At 64.0% G+C, this 21607-nt stretch carries 19 protein-coding genes and 1 pseudogene; 4 read left to right on the top strand and 16 right to left on the bottom strand.

Annotated elements, in window-relative coordinates:
• Positions 1–219 precede the first annotated feature (219 nt).
• The 4 genes and pseudogenes from pgm to ABIE49_RS27540 form a co-directional block, all read right to left on the bottom strand.
• A pseudogene (gene pgm / locus ABIE49_RS27555) lies at positions 220–1861 on the bottom strand (phosphoglucomutase (alpha-D-glucose-1,6-bisphosphate-dependent)).
• A 124-nt stretch (positions 1862–1985) separates the two neighbouring features.
• Positions 1986–2993 (bottom strand): tripartite tricarboxylate transporter substrate binding protein, encoded by a 1008-nt coding sequence (locus ABIE49_RS27550; RefSeq protein WP_192736629.1) that lies wholly within the window; start codon positions 2991–2993, stop codon positions 1986–1988.
• Between the two features lie 50 nt (positions 2994–3043).
• Complete coding sequence (locus ABIE49_RS27545) at positions 3044–3952, bottom strand: VOC family protein (protein ID WP_354066994.1); 909 nt, start codon at positions 3950–3952, stop codon at positions 3044–3046.
• Between the two features lie 14 nt (positions 3953–3966).
• Entirely contained in the window at positions 3967–4962 is a 996-nt protein-coding gene (locus tag ABIE49_RS27540; RefSeq protein WP_192736631.1) for a zinc-dependent alcohol dehydrogenase family protein, read from the bottom strand.
• Between the two features lie 111 nt (positions 4963–5073).
• Here ABIE49_RS27540 and ABIE49_RS27535 point away from each other — a divergent pair, with 111 nt between their 5' ends.
• The 3 genes from ABIE49_RS27535 to ABIE49_RS27525 all read left to right on the top strand — a co-directional run bounded on the left by ABIE49_RS27535 (position 5074) and on the right by ABIE49_RS27525 (position 7353).
• Positions 5074–5775 (top strand): GntR family transcriptional regulator, encoded by a 702-nt coding sequence (locus tag ABIE49_RS27535; RefSeq protein ID WP_192736632.1) that lies wholly within the window; start codon positions 5074–5076, stop codon positions 5773–5775.
• 125 nt (positions 5776–5900) lie between these two features.
• The gene (locus ABIE49_RS27530) at positions 5901–6755 is read left to right on the top strand and encodes a fumarylacetoacetate hydrolase family protein (protein ID WP_192736633.1); all 855 of its coding nucleotides are present in this window, start codon (positions 5901–5903) and stop codon (positions 6753–6755) included.
• Between the two features lie 4 nt (positions 6756–6759).
• Positions 6760–7353, top strand: a complete 594-nt coding sequence (locus ABIE49_RS27525; RefSeq protein WP_192736634.1) for an amino acid synthesis family protein — start codon at positions 6760–6762, stop codon at positions 7351–7353.
• A gap of 20 nt (positions 7354–7373) precedes the next feature.
• Here ABIE49_RS27525 and ABIE49_RS27520 read toward each other — a convergent pair whose 3' ends face one another.
• Genes ABIE49_RS27520 through ABIE49_RS27505 form a run of 4 tightly spaced genes read right to left on the bottom strand, consistent with a single transcriptional unit; the run spans position 7374 to position 12350 of the window.
• Positions 7374–8336 carry a Bug family tripartite tricarboxylate transporter substrate binding protein gene (locus ABIE49_RS27520; protein ID WP_192736635.1) on the bottom strand — a complete coding sequence of 321 codons (963 nt, stop codon included), beginning with the start codon at positions 8334–8336 and terminating at the stop codon, positions 7374–7376.
• A gap of 32 nt (positions 8337–8368) precedes the next feature.
• Positions 8369–9583 (bottom strand): CaiB/BaiF CoA transferase family protein, encoded by a 1215-nt coding sequence (locus ABIE49_RS27515; protein ID WP_192736925.1) that lies wholly within the window; start codon positions 9581–9583, stop codon positions 8369–8371.
• A gap of 38 nt (positions 9584–9621) precedes the next feature.
• Positions 9622–10761 (bottom strand): FAS1-like dehydratase domain-containing protein, encoded by a 1140-nt coding sequence (locus ABIE49_RS27510; protein ID WP_192736636.1) that lies wholly within the window; start codon positions 10759–10761, stop codon positions 9622–9624.
• Positions 10762–10790: 29 nt separating this feature from the next.
• The gene (locus tag ABIE49_RS27505) at positions 10791–12350 is read right to left on the bottom strand and encodes an acetate--CoA ligase (RefSeq protein ID WP_192736637.1); all 1560 of its coding nucleotides are present in this window, start codon (positions 12348–12350) and stop codon (positions 10791–10793) included.
• Positions 12351–12460: 110 nt separating this feature from the next.
• On the opposite strand from ABIE49_RS27505, the gene ABIE49_RS27500 reads away from it, so the two are divergent.
• A complete protein-coding gene (locus ABIE49_RS27500) occupies positions 12461–13237 on the top strand; it encodes an IclR family transcriptional regulator (RefSeq protein ID WP_192736638.1) in 777 nt (258 codons plus the stop codon).
• Positions 13238–13271: 34 nt separating this feature from the next.
• Here the strand turns inward: ABIE49_RS27500 and ABIE49_RS27495 are convergent, their stop codons facing one another.
• The 8 genes from ABIE49_RS27495 to ABIE49_RS27460 all read right to left on the bottom strand — a co-directional run bounded on the left by ABIE49_RS27495 (position 13272) and on the right by ABIE49_RS27460 (position 21594).
• Complete coding sequence (locus ABIE49_RS27495; RefSeq protein WP_192736639.1) at positions 13272–13829, bottom strand: DinB family protein; 558 nt, start codon at positions 13827–13829, stop codon at positions 13272–13274.
• Positions 13830–13852: 23 nt separating this feature from the next.
• Positions 13853–14818 (bottom strand): VOC family protein, encoded by a 966-nt coding sequence (locus ABIE49_RS27490; protein WP_192736640.1) that lies wholly within the window; start codon positions 14816–14818, stop codon positions 13853–13855.
• Positions 14819–14947: 129 nt separating this feature from the next.
• Positions 14948–16207: a serine hydrolase domain-containing protein gene (locus tag ABIE49_RS27485; protein ID WP_192736641.1), complete on the bottom strand. Its 1260-nt coding sequence runs from the start codon at positions 16205–16207 to the stop codon at positions 14948–14950.
• Positions 16208–16313: 106 nt separating this feature from the next.
• Complete coding sequence (locus ABIE49_RS27480; RefSeq protein ID WP_192736642.1) at positions 16314–17843, bottom strand: ABC transporter substrate-binding protein; 1530 nt, start codon at positions 17841–17843, stop codon at positions 16314–16316.
• A 46-nt stretch (positions 17844–17889) separates the two neighbouring features.
• Positions 17890–18840: an ABC transporter ATP-binding protein gene (locus ABIE49_RS27475; RefSeq protein WP_192736643.1), complete on the bottom strand. Its 951-nt coding sequence runs from the start codon at positions 18838–18840 to the stop codon at positions 17890–17892.
• Positions 18837–19817: an ABC transporter ATP-binding protein gene (locus ABIE49_RS27470; protein WP_192736644.1), complete on the bottom strand. Its 981-nt coding sequence runs from the start codon at positions 19815–19817 to the stop codon at positions 18837–18839. Before ABIE49_RS27470 ends, ABIE49_RS27475 begins: the two co-directional genes overlap by 4 nt.
• Positions 19814–20680, bottom strand: coding sequence for an ABC transporter permease (locus ABIE49_RS27465; protein WP_192736645.1), 867 nt, complete (start codon positions 20678–20680; stop codon positions 19814–19816). The genes ABIE49_RS27470 and ABIE49_RS27465 overlap by 4 nt, the downstream gene beginning before the upstream one ends.
• Complete coding sequence (locus ABIE49_RS27460) at positions 20677–21594, bottom strand: ABC transporter permease (protein WP_192736646.1); 918 nt, start codon at positions 21592–21594, stop codon at positions 20677–20679. The genes ABIE49_RS27465 and ABIE49_RS27460 overlap by 4 nt, the downstream gene beginning before the upstream one ends.
• Between the last annotated feature and the right edge of the window lie 13 nt (positions 21595–21607).

Below are 21607 nucleotides of genomic sequence, written 5' to 3'. Positions count from 1 at the left end.
AGCCGGCAACCAAGGTCGGTCGAAATACTTAAAAAACCATAAGCGTTGACGATTGGGTAACCCTAATATTTCGTTTCACTTCGTAGCTCGTCATGCCCGGCCTCGTGCCGGGCATCCACGTCTTTGCGGTCTGACAGCAAGGAAGACGTGGATGGCCGGGACAAGCCCGGCCATGACGCGGAATGAACGAATTTCGCGTCAGGCAAAGCCGGCGCTCCGTCAGAACGCCTTGGCGATCGCGGCCTTGGCGTCGCTCTGGATTTTGCCGAGATGATCCTTGTCGCGGAAACTTTCGGCGTAGATCTTGTAGACGTCTTCGGTGCCGGACGGCCGTGCTGCGAACCAGCCCTGAGCGGTCTCGACCTTGATGCCGCCGAACGGCTGATCGTTGCCGGGCGCCCTGGTCCGGATCGCCGTCACCGGATCGCCAGCCATTTCCTTCAGGCCGAGCTGTTCCGGCCCGAGCGCTTTCAGCGCGTTCTTCTGCTTCGGCGTCGCCGGCACGTCGATCCGCGCGTAGACCGGCGTGCCGAGTTCGGCGGTCAGTCCCGCAAACAACTCGCTGGGATTACGGCCGGTCTTGGCGAGGATTTCAGCCGCCAGCAGCCCCATCACGACGCCGTCCTTGTCGGTGGTCCACACCGATCCGTCGCGTTTGAGGAACGAGGCGCCAGCGCTTTCCTCGCCGGCAAAGCCGAATGCGCCGCTGCCGAGCCCCTCGACGAACCATTTGAATCCGACCGGAGTCTCGACCAGCTTGCGGGTTCAGCTTTTTCGCGACGCGGTCGATGATCGAACTGGAGACGATGGTCTTGCCGATCGCGGCATCCCTGCCCCATTGCGGCCGGTGCTCGAACAGATAGGCGATCGCAGCGCTGAGGAAATGGTTCGGGTTCATCAACCCGCCGGTGCGCGTCACGATGCCGTGGCGGTCGGCATCGGTATCGTTGGCGAACGCGACGTCGAATTTGTCGCGCATCTGGATCAAGCTCGCCATCGCGTAAGGCGACGAGCAATCCATCCGGATCTTGCCGTCCCAGTCCGCGGTCATGAAACGGAAGGTGGGATCGACGACGTCGTTCACAACAGTGGCGTTGATGCCGTAATGCTCGATGAGCGGCTGCCAGTAATGCACGGCGGCGCCGCCGAGCGGATCGATGCCGATCTTCACGCCGGATGATTTGATCAGCGCCATGTCAACGGCGTTGCCGAGATCGGCGACATAGGGGCGGATATAATCATACAGATGCGTGGTCGGCGCCTTGCGGGCGCGCTCATACGGCATCCGCGCCACGCCCTTCATGTCCGCCGCCATAAAGGCGTTCGCGGCCTTTTCAACTTTGGCCGTGACATCGGTATCGGCCGGGCCGCCATGCGGCGGATTGTATTTGTAGCCGCCATCCTCGGGTGGATTATGCGACGGCGTGATGACGACGCCATCGGCAAGGCCGCCCGTCCGGCCCTTGTTGTAGCTCAGGATCGCGTGCGAGATGACCGGCGTCGGCGTGTAGCCGCCGCGATCGTCGATCATGATATCGACGCCGTTGGCGGCAAACACTTCCACCGCGCTCACCAGCGCCGATTCGGCCAGCGCGTGGGTGTCGATACCGATGAACAGCGGGCCGGTCAGCCCGGTCTCGCGGCGGTAATCGCAGATCGCCTGCGTCGTCGCCAGAATGTGGTTTTCGTTGAAGGAGTTTTTCAGCGACGTGCCGCGGTGACCCGAGGTGCCGAACGCAACGCGCTGCGCAGGATCGGCCGGATCGGGCTTTCCGGCGAAATAGGCCGTCATCAGACGCGGAACATTGACGAGATCAGCGGAACCGACCGGTTTACCCGCGGCGGGATTGGTTGCAGTCACATGGCCTCGCAAAAAGGAGTGTGTCTGCGGACATATACGCGAAAGGACGGCGGCGACAAAGGCGCTTTCGGCTGCTCACGCTGCCGGAAATGCAAGCAGGGCCGCCATGACGATGCCTTGATCGTCACAGCCGCGGAATATTCGCTGTCTTGATCACGTCGGCCCATTTTACGGTTTGCGACTGAATCAGCGCGCGCATCTCCTCCGGCGTACTGCCCTGCACTTCGCCGCCGATCGCGGTTTCCAGCGCCGCCCTGGTTTCGGGATCGGCCAGGGTTTCCAGAACAGCCTTGTTGAGACGCTTGATGATCGCCGGCGGCGTGCCCTTCGGCGCCAGCAGCCCCGCCCAGGTGCGCACATCGAATCCCTTGACGCCCGATTCATCGGCCGTCGGAACGTTGGGCAAGAGCTTGCTGCGCGCAGGTGATGTCACGGCAAGCCCGCGAATGGCCCCGCTCTCGATCTGCGGCGCCAGCAGCACCGGCGTTCCCACGATCATTGGAATCTCGCCGCCGAGCAGCGCGGTGACGGTGAGCGAATCGCCGCGATAGGGAACGTGCACCATCTTGATGCCGGCCGTGGTTTCCAGAAGTGCGCCGGCCAGATGGTGGGTGCTGCCAAATCCAACGGAAGCGTAATTGAGTTCGCCCGGTTTTGCTCTCGCGAGCGCGATCAATTCGCCAAGTGATTTGGCCTCGTAATCGGCGCGAACCGCGATCACGAGCGCGTAGTAGACGGCGGTCGAGATCATCTCAAAGCTGTCGACGGAATCGTAAGGCAGCGACTTGTAGAGCGCCGGCGATATCGCGTGGGCGCCGGTGACGAGCCCGATCGTGTAGCCGTCGGGCTCGGCCTTGGCGATCTGGGCCGCGGCGAGATTGCCGCCCGAACCCGGTTTGGCTTCGATCACGATCGGCTGGCCGAGCCGCTTCGAGAGCCCGTTCGCCAGAATGCGCGACAGCGTGTCGGCGGCGCCGCCGGCGGCAAAGCCGTGCAGCAGCCGGATCGGCCGGGTCGGATACTCCTGGGCGCTGACGGCGCTAATCGATCCCGCGATCGTGGCGATGAACAGCATCGCGAACAGCCGCCCGAACAAATGGCGACGAACTGAACTACGCGCTGATCCCGCCATTTTCGTCTCTCCCCATATCGCTTGTTGCTTTTTCTCGGAAATTCGACGCGCTATTTTCCGCCGCGCATCTTCGGCGAAAACTCCGCCGCGTCAGGCGACGGGCCGACGCCCCAGATGTCGCGCGGCAATCCGATCCAGGTCTTCGGACGCTGCGGCCGGTCGCGATGCCAGGGGCGCGGCTCGAAATAGCCAAGCTCCTCGTCGGCCATGCGGTCCATGTCGTAGAACAGCTCGATGAGATAGCCGTCGGGATCGCGATGATAGGTCGCGATGTTGTGGCCGGGGCCGTGGCGCACCGGCCCCCACAACAGCGGGATCTTTCGGCGCCCGAGCAGGTCGCAGGCCTGCTGCATGTGAGATGCGTCGCGCAGTTCGAATGCCATATGATGCAGCCGCGCGTCGGTGCCGCGCGCGAAATTGATGGCGTGATGCTCGAAGCCGCAGCGCATGAAGACGAAATTTTCCTCGATCCGGTCTGAATCGCGGAAACCCAAAACGTCGGAATAGAATTTTGCGGTGCGGTCCGGATCGGGCGCGTACAGCGCCATGTGACCGAGTTTATTGACGACGATGCCCCGCACCTGTTCGCTCGGCGGGGTGAATTGCCACTGCGTGAGCAGCTCGATCTGCCGGCCGTCGACGTCTGAGAAAACCAGCGTCCGCGGTATTCCCGGCACGGCATCGGAGCGGAGTTCGGACTTGATGCCGAGATCTTTGAGCTGTTTGCCGACGTCCCCGAGTTCGACATTGGGGGCGATCTCGAATGCCATGGCCTTGCAGGAGGAAGCCGTATCCTGCTCCAGAACCAGCGTGAGTTCGCCGGACTCCGAGGCGAACAGCGCGCGACCGGCCTGCCTTTCGACAATGCCGAGACCGATGATCCCCTGATAATATTCGATCTGCTGCTCGATATCGGCGGTCGCGAAGGTCGCGTGCCTGATGCGTTTGACACCTATCATCGTAACTATCCCCATCAGTCGCGCGTCATGATGATCTTGCCGAGCGCCTTGCCCGAATCCAGCAGCTCATGGGCCCGGCGCACCTCGGACAGTTTGAAGCGGGCGAAGATCGCCGGCTTGATGCTGCCGTCAGCCAGATGGCCGATCATGCGCTTCATGATGGCGCGGCGGCCTTCGCGGTCGTGGTCGTAGATGTGAAACGAGAAGCAGCGGATGGCCGGACAGACGTCGAGATGCTTGCGCATCTCCTCCATCATGTTCTGCGTCGGCAGGCCGTCGAACGCGTTGTAGGAAACTACCGTTCCCCACTTGGCCAGCGCGCGCAGATGGCTGAAGAAATCAGGACCGCCGACATGGTCGAGCACCAGATCGACACCGCGCCCGCCGGTCAGTTCTCGCACGCGCGCAACGACGTCTTCGCCGCGATAGTAGATGATGCCGTCGGCGCCCATGGCGCCGGCGAAGACCGCCTTCTCCTCCGAGCTGACGGTGCCGATCACGGTCATGCCCGCAAGCTTCGCCAGTTGCACCAGCGACGAGCCGACGCCGCCGGCCGCGCCGACGACGAGCACCGATTTCGGCGGACGCGACGATCCGCATTCATTCAACAGCGCCCAAGCCACCTGGTAATTGGCTAGGCAAACCGCGGATTCGAGATCAACCTGCTCGGGCAGCAGATGAACGGCATCCGCGGGGGCTGCGACCATCTCGGCGTAGCAGCCACCACGCTGCGCCAGATCGCGGGCGCTCAGCAGCACCTTTTGTCCGACCTTGATGTCACGGACGGCGCTGCCGACGGCCTCGATCCGGCCCGCCACGTCGTTGCCGGGGTTGGCCGGCAGCGGCGGCATCCATTTGTAGACGCCACTGCGGATCAGCTTGTCGGGCTGCCCCACCCCGAAGGTCTCGGCCCGGATCAGCACATCGGTTTCGCCGGGCACAGGCATCGGGACGTCCTGATACTCCAGGGCGTCCGGCCCTCCCGGGCGGTGTACCAAGACAGCCTTCATGCGCGCTCCACCCGTCCTCAACCCATATTTTCGAAAATACTACCGCTTACGAAAATTATTGCAACAGCATTCTAGCCTCGATAGACTCAAAGGCGATCGGAGAGCGATTCCATGAACGTGACGGCCTTCAAGCGCCGAAAGGAATTCGGCAAGACGCTGGCGTCCGATATCGCGCACCGGATGCGCAACGAGATCGTGACCTGCCGGCTCAAGCCCGGCGAGGTGCTCAAATTCGACACGCTGCGGTTGGCCTATGGCGCGAGCTTCACGACGCTGCGCGAGGCGCTGACGTGTCTTGCGGCCGAGGGGCTGGTGGTGGCCGAGGAGCAGCGCGGCTTCAAGGTGGCGCCGATCAGCCTTCCGGATCTGATCGACCTGACGCGCGCCCGCATTCTGATCGAGGTCGATTTGATCCGCCGCTCGATCGAAAATGGCGATGATGACTGGGAAATCGCGGTTATTTCGTCGATCCACCGGCTTGGAATCATCGAGGGGCGCGAGGTCGAGGACTACGCCGACAATCCGGAATGGAAGCTGGCACACCGGGAGTTTCACGAATCCCTGGTCGCGGCTTGCGGCTCGCCGACCCTGCTTGGCATCAGGCAATCACTGTTCGAACGCGCCGAGCGCTATCGCAATATCTCGGCAAGGTTCCGGCCACGTCCGCGCGACAAGGCCGGCGAGCACCGCGCGCTGATGAAGGCGACCGTCGGCCGGGATGGGAATCGGGCCTGCGAGCTGATCGCAAGGCACATCCAGAACACCACCGACAACGTCATCAAATACGCTTCGGAATTGTTCAGCCAGAATTGAACCGATCGGGCCTCGGCGACCGCGCGGAAATGCGCAATGCCGAGCCGAAACTGAATTTTGCTTGTATCATTTTCGAAAATAGTATCTTTTACGGAAATCTTAAATCAGGTCCGAGGATCGCGTTCATGAAGCTCATCTCCTTCCTGCGGCAGCAGACCGAAACCTGGGGCGCCGTGCGCGGTAACGAGGTCATCGACCTCGGCAAGGTGCTCGGCGGGACGCTGGCGGATTTCATCGGCAGCGCAAAATTCGCCGAGCGGGAGCAGATCGCCGCCGCCCACAAGCCGGACCTGAAACTGAGCGAGATCAATTTTCTGCCTGTGATCCCGCGGCCGGAAAAGATCGTCTGCGCCGTGCGCAACTACCTCGATCACCACAACGAGGCTGTCGCCTTCGGCATGAAGCGCGAGATCACCGAATTTCCGCCGATCTTCCTGCGGGTCTGGCGTTCGCAGGTCGCCCACAACGCGCCGGTAATCCGGCCAAAAGTTTCCGACAATCTGGACTGGGAGGGCGAGCTCGCCGTCGTGATCGGCAAGGGCGGCCGCCACATCAGCCAGGCCGATGCCTGGAGCCATGTCGCGGGTTACTCGATCTACAACGACGTCAGCGTCCGCGACTGGCAACGCCATGCGCAGCAGATCGCGTCCGGCAAGAATTTCGTCGGCACCGGCCCGTTCGGCCCATGGCTGGTGACGCCTGACGAGATCGCCGATCCCACCAACCTGAAGCTTGAAACCCGCGTCAATGGCGAGACGGTGCAATCGAGCAATACTTCGATGCTGATCTTCTCGATCCCGCGGCTGATCGAATATTCCTCGATCATTTTCGACCTCGTGCCGGGCGACGTCATCGCGACAGGCACGCCGGCCGGCGTCGGCTTCACGCGCAAGCCGCCGATCTTCCTCAAGCCCGGCGACGTCGTCGAGGTCGAGATCGAACAGATCGGCGTACTCCGCAATCCCGTCATCGACGAGTGAACCGATGACGCCATCGTCCGCAGCCCATGAAATCCGCAAGACGTCGCTGAGCGTCGAGACAATCTGGCACGAGCGTGGTCCCCGCCGCGACCAGCCGCTGCTCGTCGGTACGGCGATCGCCGTGATCCGCAATCCCTTTGCCGGCCGCTACGAACCGGACCTGATGCCGTTCCAGGCCGGTTTGCGCGACCTCGGCCGCGAGCTTGCAACGGGGCTGATCGCACAGCTCGGTGGCGCCGCGGGCATCGAAGCCTACGGCAAAGGCATCGTCGTCGGCGAGGACGGTGAACTCGAACATGGCGCAGTGTGGCACGAGGCCGGCGGCCAGGGCATGCGCGAGGTGCTTGGCCAGCCCAAGGCCATCGTTCCCGCGGCGAAGACGATCGGCGGGCCGGGCACACGCCTGATGGTGCCGCTCGGCCATATCCACGCTGCCTATGTACGCAGCCACTTCGGCACCGCCGAGATGACGACATGGGACGCGCCACGCCGCGACGAAATCGCGTTCGGTCTCGTCATGGCAACCGGCGGCCGGCCGCACGCCCGCATCGGCGGATTGTCGGCCGATGCGATTTCAGTCCATGACGGCCAGCGCTGACGTGCTGTCCGGCTGTTCGCTCAGCCGCCCTGCAGGCCCGTTTCCTTGATCAGCGGACCCCATTTGAGCCGCTCCCGTTTTTCGAACTGGGTCAGCTCGGCGGGCGTTCCGCCGCCCGGATCAAATCCGAGTTCCAGCAGGCGCTTCTTCGTTTCCGGTTCGGCAAGCGCCTTGGCCAGTTCCTTGTTCAGGAGATCGACGATCGGCTGCGGCGTGTCGCGCGGCGCGTAGAACGCGTTCCAGGCGGTCACCTCGAAGTCGGCGACACCCTGCTCGGCGATGGATTTTACACCCGGCATCAACTCGGTCGATTTCAACGAGGTGATCCCGAGCGCCTTCAATTTGCCGCCGGCGACATGGCCGCGCAGCGCCGTCACCGTGTCGATGATCAGCGGCACCTGGCCGCCGAGGACGTCGGTCGTGGCCGTCGCCGATCCCTTGTAGGGCACGGAGAACAAGGACGCACCGCTCCGCCCCTTCAGGAACTCGAAGACGATGCGGGCCGTCGTGCTCGGCAGCGCGATGTCGACCTTGTCGGGCGTCGCCTTCGCCGCCGCAATCAGGTCGGCCAGCGAACTTCCGGTAAACGACGGATTGGCCGCGAGTACCATGGGCAGCTTGCCCACCAGGATGATCGGCGCAAAATCCTTGGCCGGATCGAATCCCGGCGATGCATACATGAACTCGTTCATGCTCTGGGTGGCATTGGTGCCCATCATCAGCGTGTATCCGTCGGCGTCCGAACGCGCGGCCTGCTCGGCGCCGATGTTGCCGCCGGCGCCCGGCTTGTTCTCGACATAGAACCGCTGGCCCATCGTCCGCGACAATTGCTCGGCGAAATATCGCGCCACCACGTCCGTACCCTGGCCTGCCTGATACGGCACGATGATTCGCACCGGCCTCGACGGATAGGTCTGCGCCACAGCCGCGCAGCTCCATAGCAGAGCCAGCAATCCTGCGGCCCATTTTGCAGATCTCAGCATGACGGTTTCCTCTCGTGATGTTTTGTTTTTTGTTATGAACTCTTCTTGTCGTTGGGTGAGACGATGCCGGTCTCGATCAGGCCGTCGATATCAGCCTGATCGAAGCCGGCCTCGCCCAGGATTTCGCGGACATGTTCACCGAAGCGCGGTGGCCGCCGTCCCGCGCCGCCGGGCGTTTGCGCAAGTTTTATGGGAATGCCGGGTGCGCGGTGGCCTTCGCTCTCAATCAGCATGTCGCGGTGCGCCACATGCGGCTGCGCGAACGCCTGCGCCACATTGTTCACCGGCCCTGCCGGCACGCCTGCGCGCATCAGATCGCGGCAGAGATCGTCGGACTTGAAGCCGGCCAGCGTGCGCTCGAGTTCGGCGCGAAGGGCGGCGACATGTGTCAGCCGGTCGGCGTTGGTACGGAAACGCGGATCGTCGAGAAGGTCTTCGCGCGCCACCTTCTGGCAGAAACGACGGAACTGGCCGTCGTTGAGAATACCCAGAAAAACCTCACCATCGCTGGCTGCGAATTTGTCGTAAGGCGCGATGTTGGGATGGGCGCTGCCGAGCCGGCCAGGGACGTTACCCGAGCAGAGCCAGTTGGCCGCGTGCGGGACCAGCAGATTGAGCGCGGTGTCGAACAGCGTCACCTCGACGCGCTGGCCCATTCCGGTGCGCTCGCGCGCCGCCAGCGCCAACAGGACGCCGGTGAGCGCATTGTATCCGGTGACGTAATCGACAATGGGTACGCCGACGCGGGTGGCGCCGGATTGCTGCGTGCCGTTGATGCTCATCAGCCCGCACATCGCCTGCAGTACCGCGTCGTAACCGGGCAGTCCGCCGAGCGGCCCGTCGGCCCCGAAGCCGGAGATGGCGCAATACACCAGCCGCGGAAAGCGCGTGGACAAAACATCAAAACCGATACCCCAGCGCTCCATGGTGCCGGGCAGGAAATTCTCCACCAGCACGTCCGCATCTCTGAGCAGGGCTTCGAGCACGGCGCGCCCTTCCTCGCGCGAAAGGTCGAGCGCCATGCCGCGCTTGCCGCGGTTGACGGCGCTGAAGTAGGCCGCCTGCCCGGCCGCATCGAACGGCGGCCCGAGACCACGGGTCTCGTCCCCCGCCGGCGGCTCGATCTTGACGACGTCGGCGCCATGATCGGCCAGCATCTGCGTGCACAGCGGCCCGGCGAGCACGCGCGACAGATCGACGACCTTGAGGCCGGTCATCGCTCCGCGCGTGAGCTCGTTTGCGGGCATGGTCAATGGACCGTTCGGTTGTCAGGAACGAAGCTTTTTCAGGAACGGCTTGGCAATTCCACGATGCCGGTCCCGAGGACCGATACTTCGTTGTCCTGGTTGTAGGCTTCCTGCTCGATCTCGACGAGGTGACGTCCGCCCTCGACGAACTTGCGCTTCACCTTGCCCTTGATGAACAGCATGTCGCCTTCGGGATTGTGCCGGCGGATCTTGCAGGTCGCACGGCGCAGGAAGCCATCGTCGCCCATCCAGTTGGTGAGATGATGGGTCAGCCAGGAGCAGCGCTCCGGACCGTAATCGTAGGCGCCGGGCGCGCCGACCTCGAGCGCGAACTCCTCTTCCCAATGCACGCGCTCGGGACAGTCAGGAATATTGAAGCGGTTCGGAATGCCGAGACCGCTATGGGCGTCCTGCAGCTTCCAGGCGAGCTTGTTGGCGCGGATATAGAGGCCGCCCCAACCTTGCGCATAGGCGATGAAGCCGGTGACCGTCATCGGCCCCTTGAACATCACAGGCAGCGCCTCACCCTCAGTGACGTCCTGCCAGTAGCGCTTGCGCGAACCCTGAATCCGCTCCTCGGCATAGAGCTTGTAGGCCTCGGCCAGTTCCTGCTCGCTGTAACGGCGCGGCGCGCGGGCCTTGACCTCCTTGTACTTGGTGCCCTGCTCGCGCGCGTGGTCGCGCTCGGTGCGGAAGCACCAGCTATCCGCCTCGGCGACGAGGTCGCCCTGCTGGTTGAAGAAATCGACATGATAGGTCTGCTGGATTGCGCGGCCGGCGAAGCGCGTCTGGTGCTCGACGAGATCCTTCAGCTTGGCCTCGGTCGAAATCACGTCGTTGCGCCTGACCGCCTTGTGCCAGGTCCAGTCGGCGCCCGACCACATCGCGTGGACGCCGGGCAAACCGCCGACGTAACCTGACACGATGCGGCTGGTCGAGAACAGGAAGCTCGGCAGCGCGATGATGCCGCCATGGTTGGTCTTGGCGGCGTAGTCAGGGTCGCACCACAGCGGATTGTCGTCGCCGATGCCGTGCGCGTAGTGCCGTATGTTGTCGCGCGTCGCCTCATAGCACCAGGGCTCGGCGGTGACGCCGATGGAGACGCCGATGCGCTTGCGCAGATCGTCGAGGCCATCCTCGGTGATTTTCGGAAACCTGGTTTCGACGGTATCAAGCATTGACGTTCCTTCCTTTCAGGCTTTTGCCTCTATCTCGCTTCTGATTTCGTGATGGCCTGCTCGCGATCGCGCAGCACCTTGCGGTTGACCTTGCCGGCCGGTGTCTTGGGCAGCTCGGTGACGAAGCTGACGACACGCGGATATTCATGATGGCTGAGGCGCTGGCGCACGACGTCCTGGATTTCGTGCTGGAACGCCTCGTCGCCTGCCCGGTCGGTGACGACGAAGGCTTTTACGACTTGCCCGCGCAGCGGATCGGCGACGCCGATGGCGGCGGCCTCGCGCACTTGCGGATGCTTCAGGATCGCGTCCTCGATTTCGACGGCACTCATGGTCCAGCCGGCGGAGATGATCACATCGTCGGCGCGGCCGCCGTGATAGAAATAACCATCCTCGTCGATGCGACCGAGATCCTTGGTCGCGATCCACTGCCCGTGGCGCCAGACCTTCAGCTCGCCGGCGACGCCGGGCGGGCATTGCCGGCCTTCGGCATCGTGGACTTCAACGCGCCCGCCGGGAATCGGTTTACCCAATGAACCGGGCTTGACGACGAAATCGCCGGCGCCGGGATAGCTCACCAGGATCACGCCGATCTCGGTGGTGCCGTACATGCTGCAGGCCGGCCGGCCAAAAACATGCTCGACGAACGAAGCGGTCTCGCTGTCGATCGGCTCGCCGGTGAAGGACAGTTTCTCGATCGCGTAGCGATAGTTCGGCGCCACGCCCGAATTCCGCATCATGCGATAATGGGTGGCGGCCGCCGAGATGTTGGTGAACTGATGCTGTTGCAGCGCCGCCAGCAGCCGCTCCGGATTGAACTTGCCGGCATAGGCGCCAATGGTGATGCCGAGCGCCAGCGGCGCCAGCGTGCCGTGCCAGAGGCCATGGCCCCACGCCGGCGACGACGGACAGATGAAGCGATCGCCGGGACGCAGGCCAGTGCCGTAGAGCGCCGCCACCATCAGCGTCACGATCGCTCGATGGGTGTGCTTGACCGCCTCGGGAAGCTCGCGCGTCGTCCCCGACGTGTACTGAAACAGCGCCAGCGCGTCGGCCGCCGTGTTGGGCGTGAAGTGCGGCGAGAAGCGCTGAAGTCCCTTCAGGAACGCATTGTCGGCGACCACGATCTTCGCTTCGATGCCGTCCAGGCTCGGCGCCTTCTCGGCGTTCGTCACGATCAGCCGCGGCGTACAATCGTTGACGCGCAACTTGACGCCATCGGGCCCGAACAGCGTGAACAAGGGAACGGCGATTGCGCCCGCCTTCATCGTGCCGAACACCGCCACGTAGAACGCCCGTGACGGCTCGAGCATGATCGCCACGCGATCGCCGGGCTTGACGCCCTCGCTCGTCAGATAATGGGCGAAGCGCGACGAGGCTTCCGAGATCTCGCGAAAGCTCAACAGTTCATCCGGCCCGTCGGCGTGAACGACAATGACCGCCGGATTGGAACGCCCGGCGTGCCGGTCGATGCATTCATGGGCGATGTTCAGGCGTTCGCGATTGCCCGCGAACAGTTCCCAGAGTCTGGCGGAGGAAAATTCCGCCTGCGCATCCGCGTAGCTCGTGAAGTGGGTCAGCTTGGTCATGGCGGCAAAATACCGAAGACAAGCTGATTGTCAAATAGCGTTTATAATTGTATATGTACAATGAACGCATCTCGTTGTTGCGCCGCAAGCGTTGTTGTACAGAGACAATCATGCCGAATCCCAAATCGCCGCGGGTCCGCGCGGTACCCGCCGTCACCCGCGCCATCGCCATTCTGCGGCTGCTCAGCCGCAGCCGTTCGCCGCAAAGCCTCAAGGCGATTGCGGAGAGTCTTGACCTCGTGCCCAGCACCGCGCTGCACATCGTGCGCGCGCTCGTTGCCGAAGATTTGCTGCAAGTCGATCCCTTGACCAAGCGCTACAGGCTCGGCGTCGGCATGCTGCCGCTGGCGCGCGCGGTGCTCGAGAACAGCGACTTTCCGAATCTGGTGCGGCCGAAGCTGGATGATCTCTCACACCGCTACGGCGTCATGGCGATCGGCGTCGAGGTGCCCGACCTCGACAACATGATCGTCATCGCCCTGGCCCGCAGCCAGGCGCCGGTCCGCCTGCATGTCGATGTCGGAAGCCGGTTTCCCGCGCTGATCAGCGCCACGGGGCGGTGCGTCGCCGCGTTTTGCGGGCAACCGCAGAAGGAGATCGAGAAGCGATTTCGCCTGCTGCGCTGGCATAACGCGCCGAGCTACGATTCCTGGCGCAAGGAAGTCGAGCTGGTACGCCGTCAGGGGTTCAGCATCGATCGCGGCAATTACATTGACGGCGTCACCATCGTGGCGGTGCCGGTTTTGAACAGCCAGGGCACGATCTCGCACACCATCGCAGCCGTCGGCCTCGGCAGCCAGCTCGACCGTGCACGCTCGCTAGCGCTGGCGAACGACATGGGCGTCGCCGCGCGCGAGGTCGCCGCACAGCTGCCGCCGCAGTTCTAGCTACCGCTGAGCGCAATCACGACGACGCCGCAACTCAGCGGCACCAGATCTTATCCTCGCTCCAGCCTAGCTCCGCGAACTCGCCTGCGCGCAATGGCGCCTCTTCCGCGGCAAAGAACTCGTCGAGCTGCGGCGGGCGGACACCGGTCGCGCTCAACATCGCATGCGCCTGGCCGCGATGATGGATCTGGTGCTGGAACAGATGCAGCAGCAGCCGGTCCATCCGCTCATGTTGAATGCGACTGCCGCGGTGGACGTTGACGATGCGATCGAGATATTCAGCGCCGAGGCGCTCGACGAAGGCAATCAACCGGCGGTCCATCTCGTCTTGCGCTTCGCGGAGAATGCCGACGGTTTCGCACGGCTCCTCGTTGGCCCAGGCCGCCGGCCCAAGGGTCCCACCTTCCAGGGCGTCGATGTAGAAACGGTCGATGATCAGGATGTGATTGAGGGTGGCGCGCAGGCTTGGAAAGAAGCCGGTGCGCGGCGCGGTGAAATCCACCTGCGGCAGCGCTGCACAGGCGGTCAGCAGGCGATGATTGGCCCAGCCATTATTGTAGGCCATGGAACGGAAAGGCAGCACGGCATCCATCGCATCTGCTCCCGCCTGATGGCTCAGACCTTGACGAGGCGCACGCGCGTGCCCCAGGGGTCGGCGGCCTCGAGGCCGCCAGCAACGGATGCGACCTGGACGCCGGCCTGACGCAGGCGCTCTTCCTTTGCCGCGAACAAATCCGGCTTCTCGATCTCCAGCGAAAACCAGGCAAGGCCAGTGGCCGCGTCGTCGCGACGGCCGGCACCGGCACTTTGCCAGACATTGAGACCGAGATGGTGATGGTAGCGCCCGGAGGACAGGAACGCGGCGCCGCTGCGCGCCCGCGTCGGATCGAAGCCGAGCGTGCCGCGGTAGAAGCCATCGGCCTTGGCGAGATCGCCGACGCGCAGATGCATGTGGCCGATGCGCAAGCCGTCGGGCGCCTTTGCATAGTCGCTGACGTTGGTATTGGTGAGCGAGACGAGGTTGTCGATATCGAGCTGGTCGGTCCCCATCGTCACGGTGCCCTCGCTCCATTGCCAGAGCGAGGGATCGCGATCGGCATAGACCTCGATGCCGTTGCCTTCGGGGTCGTCGAGGTAGACGGATTCGCTGACGCGGTGATCGGCAAAGCCCGACAACGGCACGCGGTGGATCGCGGCATTGACCAGCCAGCGCGCGAGATCCTTGCGCGTCGGCATCAGGAAGGCGGTGTGATAGAGCCCGGCGGCGTTGCGGGCCTCGTTCGCGGCATCCGGGCGCGCCTCGAGCGCGAGGAGCTTGACCCCGCCGGCGCCGAGCACCGCGCCGGTGGCCGAGCGTTCCATCACGGCAAGCCCGAGCACGTCGCGATAATAATCCGCCACGACATCGAGCTTGCGGACCCGGATCGTCACCATGCCGATCCGCATCGGCGTACGGTTGGCGAAAGTCGGCCCACCGCCGCTACCGCCCTGCTCGGCGTACGCCGCGGCTGCGGCGGCCGCAGCCAATGAGGAGACGCCGGCGAGATGCAGCAAAGTGCGACGGGTCATATCGAGGTTCATGGGGAGCGCGTTGCCTGGGTTCGAATGGGATGACGGCGGGTCTATCACATTTTCGATCGGCGAACTGCCCGCCATCGCGCGCGTTTCAATCACATCTACGTCGGCGGAATGGCAGTCACCCGGAGGTGACTAGGCTGCCCCCAGCGCGCGATAAATCCCGCGCTCGAACTGCCGGTAGGCCACCAGCGCCTGTTTGTCGACAAAGGGCAGGATCTGCATCATGATCACGCCCGCAATGCGCTTTTTCGGATCGATCCAGTAATATGTATTGAACAGGCCGGCCCAGGTGAGACTGCCGGCGGTACGGCCCTCGCGGACCGGATCGACATTGATCATATGGCCGAGCCCCCAGCGCAGATGGACGCCCGGGAAAAAATCCACGTCGTTTGAAAGCGCGGGATTGGCGGTCTTGAGAATTCCTGCTTCGATATTGCCGATCTGGTTGGTCGACATCATTGCGACGGTGTCCGGCCGCAACAGGCTTGTGCCGCGAAACCGTCCGCCGTTCAGCAACGCCTGCAGCAGGACCAGATAGTCCGGCGCGGTCGAATAGATGCCGCCGCCGCCGGAAAAGCCTGATGTCGGGGCCAGCTTCTCGAACGGTTTTGCGACGAGCTTTCCGCCGGCGTCGCGCACATGCAGGCTGGCCTGGCGGGCACGCTGCTGTTCGGTGATGACAAAGCCGGTGTCGCTCATGCCGAGCGGGCCGGTGATGTGTTCACTGAAATAGCGATCGATGGTTTGCCCGCTGGCGATCTCAACCAGCTGGCTGACATTGTCGATGCTGCCGCCATAGGCCCATCGTGCGCCTGGCTCGAACATCAGCGGCCGGCGCGGCAGCGCCGGATCGGCCCGCGCCGCTTTCTGGTAGCGAACCACATTCGGATCCCACAGCGGGTAGCTGAAGCCGGATGTGTGCGTCAGCAGGTTGCGCAGCGTGATCGGCTTGTGCGCCGGCCGCAGCTGCGGTGTGCCTTTGACATCGAAGCCCGCGAGCACCTGAGGCGAGGCGAGCGTCGGATCGATGTTGGCGGCCGGCTCATCCAGTTTCAGTTTGCCGCGCTCGACCAGCTGCAATGCGGCCACCGACGTCAGCAGTTTGACCATCGAGGCAATACGAAAAACCGTATCTGGAGACATTGGGATTGCGGCCGCGACATTGCGGGTGCCGAACGTGCCCTGATACACGACCGAGGTTTCGTTCGCGGCCATCGCGACCACGCCGGGGATTTCCCTGGCAGCAACTTTTGCCTGCAACGCGGCGTCGATCGCCTCGCCGGAAACCGGCTTGCGGGCGGGTGCGGCAAAGCCGGCAGTAGAAACCAGGCCTGCCGCCGCAAGCCCCGCGCTCCGCACCAACGCATCACGCCGACTGAGCAATTCTATCATCGTGTTCCCGAATGCCGCGCCGAGATTTGGGCATTCTAGACGCTTCGAAACCGATGACGCCAGTGGGCTGAACCGGCGCGGCGACGCCGCGCCGGGCGCGTTCAGCCTATTTCCACTTCGCCAGATAGAAGCGCGGCAGTTCGTCCGAGTACGGCGTAAATTCGAGCTGCTTGGAATAGCCGTAGGTCGTCACATAGGTGTGCAGCGGCGCGAAATAGGCCTGCTGGGTGACGCGCTGGATCACAGCCGAGTAGGCCTTGTTGCGGACTTCCGGGTCGATGGATGAGCCGCCTTCGATCAGCCATTTCTGCACGTCCGGATCGCGCGCATAGTCGTCGGCGCCGCCGTCAAGGAAGTTCGGCATGAAGGCCGACACGTCGTTGATCGAATAACTGCCCCAGCTTCCGATGTAGGTGCGCAGTTCGCCGGCCTTCGCCTTCTGGATCAGCGCCGCCGTCTGCAGCTGGTTGAGCTTGGCGCGGATACCGACGGCGATCAGATAGTTCTGCACCGCCGAGCCCCACTGCGGCAGCACATAGCTCGCCACTTCGAGGTCGAAGCCATCGGGATAGCCGGCCTCGGCGAGAAGCTGCTTTGCCTTGGCAGGATTGTAGTCGTACAGCGTCGCGGCCTCGCCGTTGCAGCCGAACTGGGTCGGGAAGCAGGGCGCCGCCGGAACCCGGCTGCCGCCGGTGACGAGCTTGTCGGCCATCGCCTGCCGGTCGATCGCGTGCCAGATCGCCTGACGTACCTTGAGCTTGGTGATCGGGTTATCAGCGCCGGTGCGGCCGGCAGCGTCGAGCGAGAGATAGCCGACCCGCATCGATTCCTTGCGCACGGCCGCAATGTGCGGAAGCTTGTTCACGTTTTCGAACTGGTCCGGATTCATGTTCCAGATCCAGTCCGCGCGGCTGGCCAGCAACTCCGTCATTTCCGTGGTCGCGTCCGGAACGAAGCGAACGCTCATCTTCTTGATCGCCGGTTTGCCCTTGGGGCTGCCGGCCCAATAATCCTCGAAACGTTCGAAGTCGATGGAGGCGCCCGGTTCGACCTTGGTGATCTTGTAGGGGCCGGCGCCGACCGGCGCCTTGGCGTAGCCTTCCGCGCCAACCTTTTCGCGGTATGCCTTCGGGTAGATCGGCACGACCATGGCGAAATAATCCAGCGCCGCGGGCGTCGGCCGCTTCAGCTTGACGCGAACCGACAGGTCGCCGGTCTTCTCGGCCTTTTCAATCCAGTTGTAGTTCGCGGGCGTCGACACCTTGCTCCCGGGATCGGACACCAGATTGAGCGTGTAGACCACATCATCGGCCGTGAACGCGCTGCCGTCGTGGAATTTGACGCCCGGCCGGAGCGTGAATTCAATCGTGGTCGAATCCGGCAGCTTCCACTCGGTGGCGAGCAGCGGCTCGTTCTTGAACGTTTCAGGATTGCGGTAAACCAGCCCGTCCCAAGCCTGGTGATGCATCACCACGCCGGTGCGCAGGTTGTTGTAGTAGGGATCGACGTTCGGCAGCGCGTCACGCATCGTGATCCGCAACGTGTCGGCGGACTTCTGCGCCAGCGCCGGGGAAGCGCCGGCACCGACCAGTGCCGCCGCGAGGATCGCCGCACCAAATCTCAATTGCACGCCCATGCCGTCCTCCTTTGGTTCCGATCGCAAGACCGATTTCAAGCACACTCTATGCCAGATGGCACTCTACCATTCCGTGGGGGGAGCGGGCCATGGGCGTTGGTGCCACACGGCGGCAGCGTTCGACCGCGATGCCGCAGCGCGGGTTGAACCGGCAGCCCGGGGGAATATTGGCCGGATCCGGCATGGCGTCGCCGAGGCCGATATCGGGCACGCCCCGGCCCGGCTCTGGCGTCAGCACGCTTTGCAGCAACGCCTGCGTGTAGGGATGACCGGGCGCACGAAACAGGGCGTCGGTTTCGTTGCGCTCGACGAAACGACCGAGATACATCACCGCGACCTCGCTCGCGACATGCTCCACGACCGCCAGATTGTGGCTGATGAAAAGATAGGTCAGTCCGAGATCGCGGCGCAGATCGGCGAGCAGGTTGAGGATTTGCGCCTGCACGGAAACGTCGAGCGCGCTGGTGGGCTCGTCGCAGATCACGATCCGCGGCTCGAGCACCAGCGCACGGGCAATCGCCGCCCGCTGGCGCTGCCCGCCGGAGAGCTGCGAGGGCATGCGCTCGCCCATCGCCGCCGAAAGCCCGACGCGTTCGAGAATTTGAGCGACCCGGCGCTCGATTTCCGCACGTGAGAAGGTACCCTGGGCGGTCAATGGCAGCGCGACGATGTCCTTGATGCGGTGGCGCGGATTGAGCGAGGCGAACGGATCCTGGAACACCGGCTGGATCAATCGCGCCCGCGCCTTGCGGTCGAGGTCGAACAGGCGCTTGCCGTCGACCAGCACGGTCCCCGCCGTCGGCTTCAGCAGCCCGAGGATCAGCCGCGCGAGGGTGGATTTTCCGCAGCCGGATTCGCCGACAATGCCGAGCACGCTGCCCGCCGGCACGCTGAAGGTAACGTCGTCGACCGCGATCACGCGTTTTTCCGCCGCGAACCAGCCGGCGTTGACCCGGAACTCGCACCGCAAATTCTGGACTTCGATCGCGACGCTCATGCGGGCTGCGGCTCCGAGAATTCCGGTGCGAGCCGGCAAAGATAGTCGTGCGCGCTGCCTGCCTGGCGGCGCGGAATCTCGCGTTCGCAGCTGGCGTCGGCATGGGAACAGCGCGAGCGGAACGCGCAGCCCGCAAAGCCGGGTCCGATCGCCGGCACCACGCCCGGAATCGAGCCGAGCGGCCGGTCGCGCTGCACCCGGCCCGGCACCGGCACGCAGGACAGCAGTCCACGCGTATAGGGGTGTTGGGGGCTGCGGAACAATTCCGCGGTCGGCGCGCGCTCGACCACCTCGCCCGCATACATCACCGACACCCGGTCGGCGACGCGGGCGACGATGCCGAGGTCATGGGTGATCAGCAGGATCGCAAGGCCGAGTTCGCGCTTCAAGGTCGCCAGCAGCCGCAGGATCTGCGCCTGCACGGTAACGTCGAGCGCAGTGGTCGGCTCGTCGGCGACCAGCAGTTCGGGATCGCACATCAGCGCCATCGCGATCATGACGCGCTGACGCAAGCCGCCGGAAAGCTGATGCGGAAACTGGCCGAGCCGCATCTCCGGCGCGGTGATACCGACGCGGCCCATCAGTTCGACCGCGCGCTCGAGCGCGGCGGTGCGTGAGCCGCCCTTGTGGCGGGTCAGCACCTCTGCCATTTGCGAGCCGATCGTAAAAGCCGGGTTGAGGCTGGTCATCGGTTCCTGGAAGATCATCGAGATCCGATTGCCGCGCAGCCGCGCCATCTCGCGGTCGGACAGCGAAAGGAGGTCCGTGCCGGCAAAGCTCATGCGTTTGGCGGAGCGCCGGCCGCCGCGCGCGAGCAGGTTCATGATCGACAGCGCGGTCACCGATTTGCCGCAGCCGGATTCGCCGACCAGGCAATGGGTCTCGCCCTTCTCGACCTGAAACGAGGCGCCGCGTACCGCCGCGCTGCGGCCGCCGAACATCACTTCGAGGTCCTCGATGTCAAGCAATGCGCTCATCGCGACCGCTCCGAACCGAGCAGATTGCGCAATCCGTCGCCGACCAGGTTGATGCCGAGCACCAGGACGAACAGCGCGACGCCGGGCACCATGATCACCCAGGCCGAAAAGAACATGTAATCCTTGCCCTCGGCGATCATCAGACCCCAGGACGGCAGCGGCGGCGGCACGCCGAGGCCGAGGAACGACAGCGCCGCCTCGAGCAGGATCGCGAGCGCCATTTCCAATGTTGCCACCACGGCAAGATGGCTCGCGATGTTCGGCAGGATCTCCCTGACCAGCAAATGCGAGGTCGAGGCGCCGGCGCAGCGGGCCGCGTTGACGTAATCGAGGCTGCGAATCTGCATCGTGGTCGCGCGCGCCACCACCGCAAAACGGTCCCACAACAGAAGCCCGAGGGTTGCGACCACGAGGCCAAGGCCCGAGCCCATCAGCCCCACGACTGCGAGCGCGACCAGCACCACCGGGATCGACAGCCGCGTGGTAATGGCGAACAGCACGGCGTCGTCGATGCGGCCGCCGAAGAAGCCGCCGAGCACGCCGAGCGTGATGCCGATCAGTCCCGACGTGATGACCGTCATGATGCCGATCAGCAGCGAAATGCGCGCGCCGTACACCAGCCGCGCCAGATAATCGCGGCCGAGCTGATCGGTGCCGAGCAGATGCCCGGCCTGGGTACCCTCCATCCAGAATGGCGGCTTGAGGCGGTTGCCGAGGTCCTGGGTGAAGGGATCATGCGGCACCAGCTGATTGCCGATGATCGCGGCCACCGCGATGATGCCGACGATAACGATCCCGACCGTGAAGCCGGCCACGCCGACCCGCGACGTCAGCGGCGCATGGATTGCAATCGGTTCGCTCATCCGGTCCGAAGCCTCGGATCAAGCAGCGCATTGAGGATGTCGGAAAGCAGCGTGAGGCCGATATAGATCGCCGCCAGCACCAGCACCACCGCCTGCACGACAGGAAAATCATTCTTGGCGATGCTCTCCCAGCCGAGATAGCCGACGCCATGCAGCGCAAACACCGTCTCGATGACGATGGAGCCGCCAAGCATGAAACCGAGCTGGACGGCGGCGATCGACACCACAGGGATCGCGGCATTGCGCAGCGCGTGCTTGAAGATGATGCGCGCGCGCGACAGGCCCTTGGCGCGTGCGGTGCGGATGTAGTCGGACGCCATCGCCTCGATCATGCCGGATCGCGTGAGCCGTGTAAGGGCGGGGATTGCCGTAAAAGCGAGCACGATGCCCGGCATCACGAAGTGCTGCCAGGTGCCGGTGCCTGAAATCGGCAGGATGCCGAGATTGAGACCGAGCACGATCATCAGGATCAGGGCGAGCCAGAAACTCGGGATCGCCTGCCCCACCATCGTGAACATGGTGACGCCGCGGTCGAGCCAGGTGTTCTCGCGAACCGCCGCGAGGATGCCGAGCGGGATCGAGATGATCAGGGCCAGGCTCAGGCCCACGAGGCCGAGCGTGAGCGTGATGGGCAGGCGCTTCGCGATCAGGTTGGAGACGCTGTCCTTGAAGAAATAGCTCTGACCGAAATCGCCGACCATGGCGCGGCCGACCCAGGAAAAGAACTGGACGTAGAGCGGACGATCGAGGCCGTATGCCTTGCGGATGATTTCGACGTCGGCCTGCGTCGCGGAAGGCCCGGCGATTGAAATGGCAAGGTCACCCGACAGCCGCGTCAGCATGAATGCAAGCGTCATCACCGTGAGCGCGACCAGGAGGCCGAGACCGAGACGCCGGGCAATCAAAAGCAGCATCGAGAAGTCCAAT

This window comes from Bradyrhizobium sp. OAE829, assembly GCF_040546575.1.
Taxonomy (GTDB): Bacteria; Pseudomonadota; Alphaproteobacteria; order Rhizobiales; family Xanthobacteraceae; genus Bradyrhizobium.
The sequence above is the reverse complement of the archived record's forward strand: the minus strand, read 5'-3'. Positions and strand labels throughout refer to the sequence as shown.

What these genes read in the sequence shown, in the direction of transcription:
- ABIE49_RS27465 (WP_192736645.1), bottom strand. Translation starts at nt 20,680, where the DNA reads ATGAGCGAACCGATTGCAATCCATGCGCCGCTGACGTCGCGGGTCGGC.
- ABIE49_RS27535 (WP_192736632.1), top strand. Translation starts at nt 5,074, where the DNA reads ATGAACGTGACGGCCTTCAAGCGCCGAAAGGAATTCGGCAAGACGCTG.
- ABIE49_RS27475 (WP_192736643.1), bottom strand. Translation starts at nt 18,840, where the DNA reads ATGAGCGTCGCGATCGAAGTCCAGAATTTGCGGTGCGAGTTCCGGGTC.
- ABIE49_RS27460 (WP_192736646.1), bottom strand. Translation starts at nt 21,594, where the DNA reads ATGCTGCTTTTGATTGCCCGGCGTCTCGGTCTCGGCCTCCTGGTCGCG.
- ABIE49_RS27525 (WP_192736634.1), top strand. Translation starts at nt 6,760, where the DNA reads ATGACGCCATCGTCCGCAGCCCATGAAATCCGCAAGACGTCGCTGAGC.
- ABIE49_RS27540 (WP_192736631.1), bottom strand. Translation starts at nt 4,962, where the DNA reads ATGAAGGCTGTCTTGGTACACCGCCCGGGAGGGCCGGACGCCCTGGAG.
- ABIE49_RS27510 (WP_192736636.1), bottom strand. Translation starts at nt 10,761, where the DNA reads ATGCTTGATACCGTCGAAACCAGGTTTCCGAAAATCACCGAGGATGGC.
- ABIE49_RS27490 (WP_192736640.1), bottom strand. Translation starts at nt 14,818, where the DNA reads ATGAACCTCGATATGACCCGTCGCACTTTGCTGCATCTCGCCGGCGTC.
- ABIE49_RS27545 (WP_354066994.1), bottom strand. Translation starts at nt 3,952, where the DNA reads ATGATAGGTGTCAAACGCATCAGGCACGCGACCTTCGCGACCGCCGAT.
- ABIE49_RS27500 (WP_192736638.1), top strand. Translation starts at nt 12,461, where the DNA reads ATGCCGAATCCCAAATCGCCGCGGGTCCGCGCGGTACCCGCCGTCACC.
- ABIE49_RS27515 (WP_192736925.1), bottom strand. Translation starts at nt 9,583, where the DNA reads ATGCCCGCAAACGAGCTCACGCGCGGAGCGATGACCGGCCTCAAGGTC.
- ABIE49_RS27520 (WP_192736635.1), bottom strand. Translation starts at nt 8,336, where the DNA reads ATGCTGAGATCTGCAAAATGGGCCGCAGGATTGCTGGCTCTGCTATGG.
- ABIE49_RS27530 (WP_192736633.1), top strand. Translation starts at nt 5,901, where the DNA reads ATGAAGCTCATCTCCTTCCTGCGGCAGCAGACCGAAACCTGGGGCGCC.
- ABIE49_RS27485 (WP_192736641.1), bottom strand. Translation starts at nt 16,207, where the DNA reads ATGATAGAATTGCTCAGTCGGCGTGATGCGTTGGTGCGGAGCGCGGGG.
- ABIE49_RS27505 (WP_192736637.1), bottom strand. Translation starts at nt 12,350, where the DNA reads ATGACCAAGCTGACCCACTTCACGAGCTACGCGGATGCGCAGGCGGAA.
- ABIE49_RS27550 (WP_192736629.1), bottom strand. Translation starts at nt 2,993, where the DNA reads ATGGCGGGATCAGCGCGTAGTTCAGTTCGTCGCCATTTGTTCGGGCGG.
- ABIE49_RS27480 (WP_192736642.1), bottom strand. Translation starts at nt 17,843, where the DNA reads ATGGGCGTGCAATTGAGATTTGGTGCGGCGATCCTCGCGGCGGCACTG.
- ABIE49_RS27495 (WP_192736639.1), bottom strand. Translation starts at nt 13,829, where the DNA reads ATGGATGCCGTGCTGCCTTTCCGTTCCATGGCCTACAATAATGGCTGG.
- ABIE49_RS27470 (WP_192736644.1), bottom strand. Translation starts at nt 19,817, where the DNA reads ATGAGCGCATTGCTTGACATCGAGGACCTCGAAGTGATGTTCGGCGGC.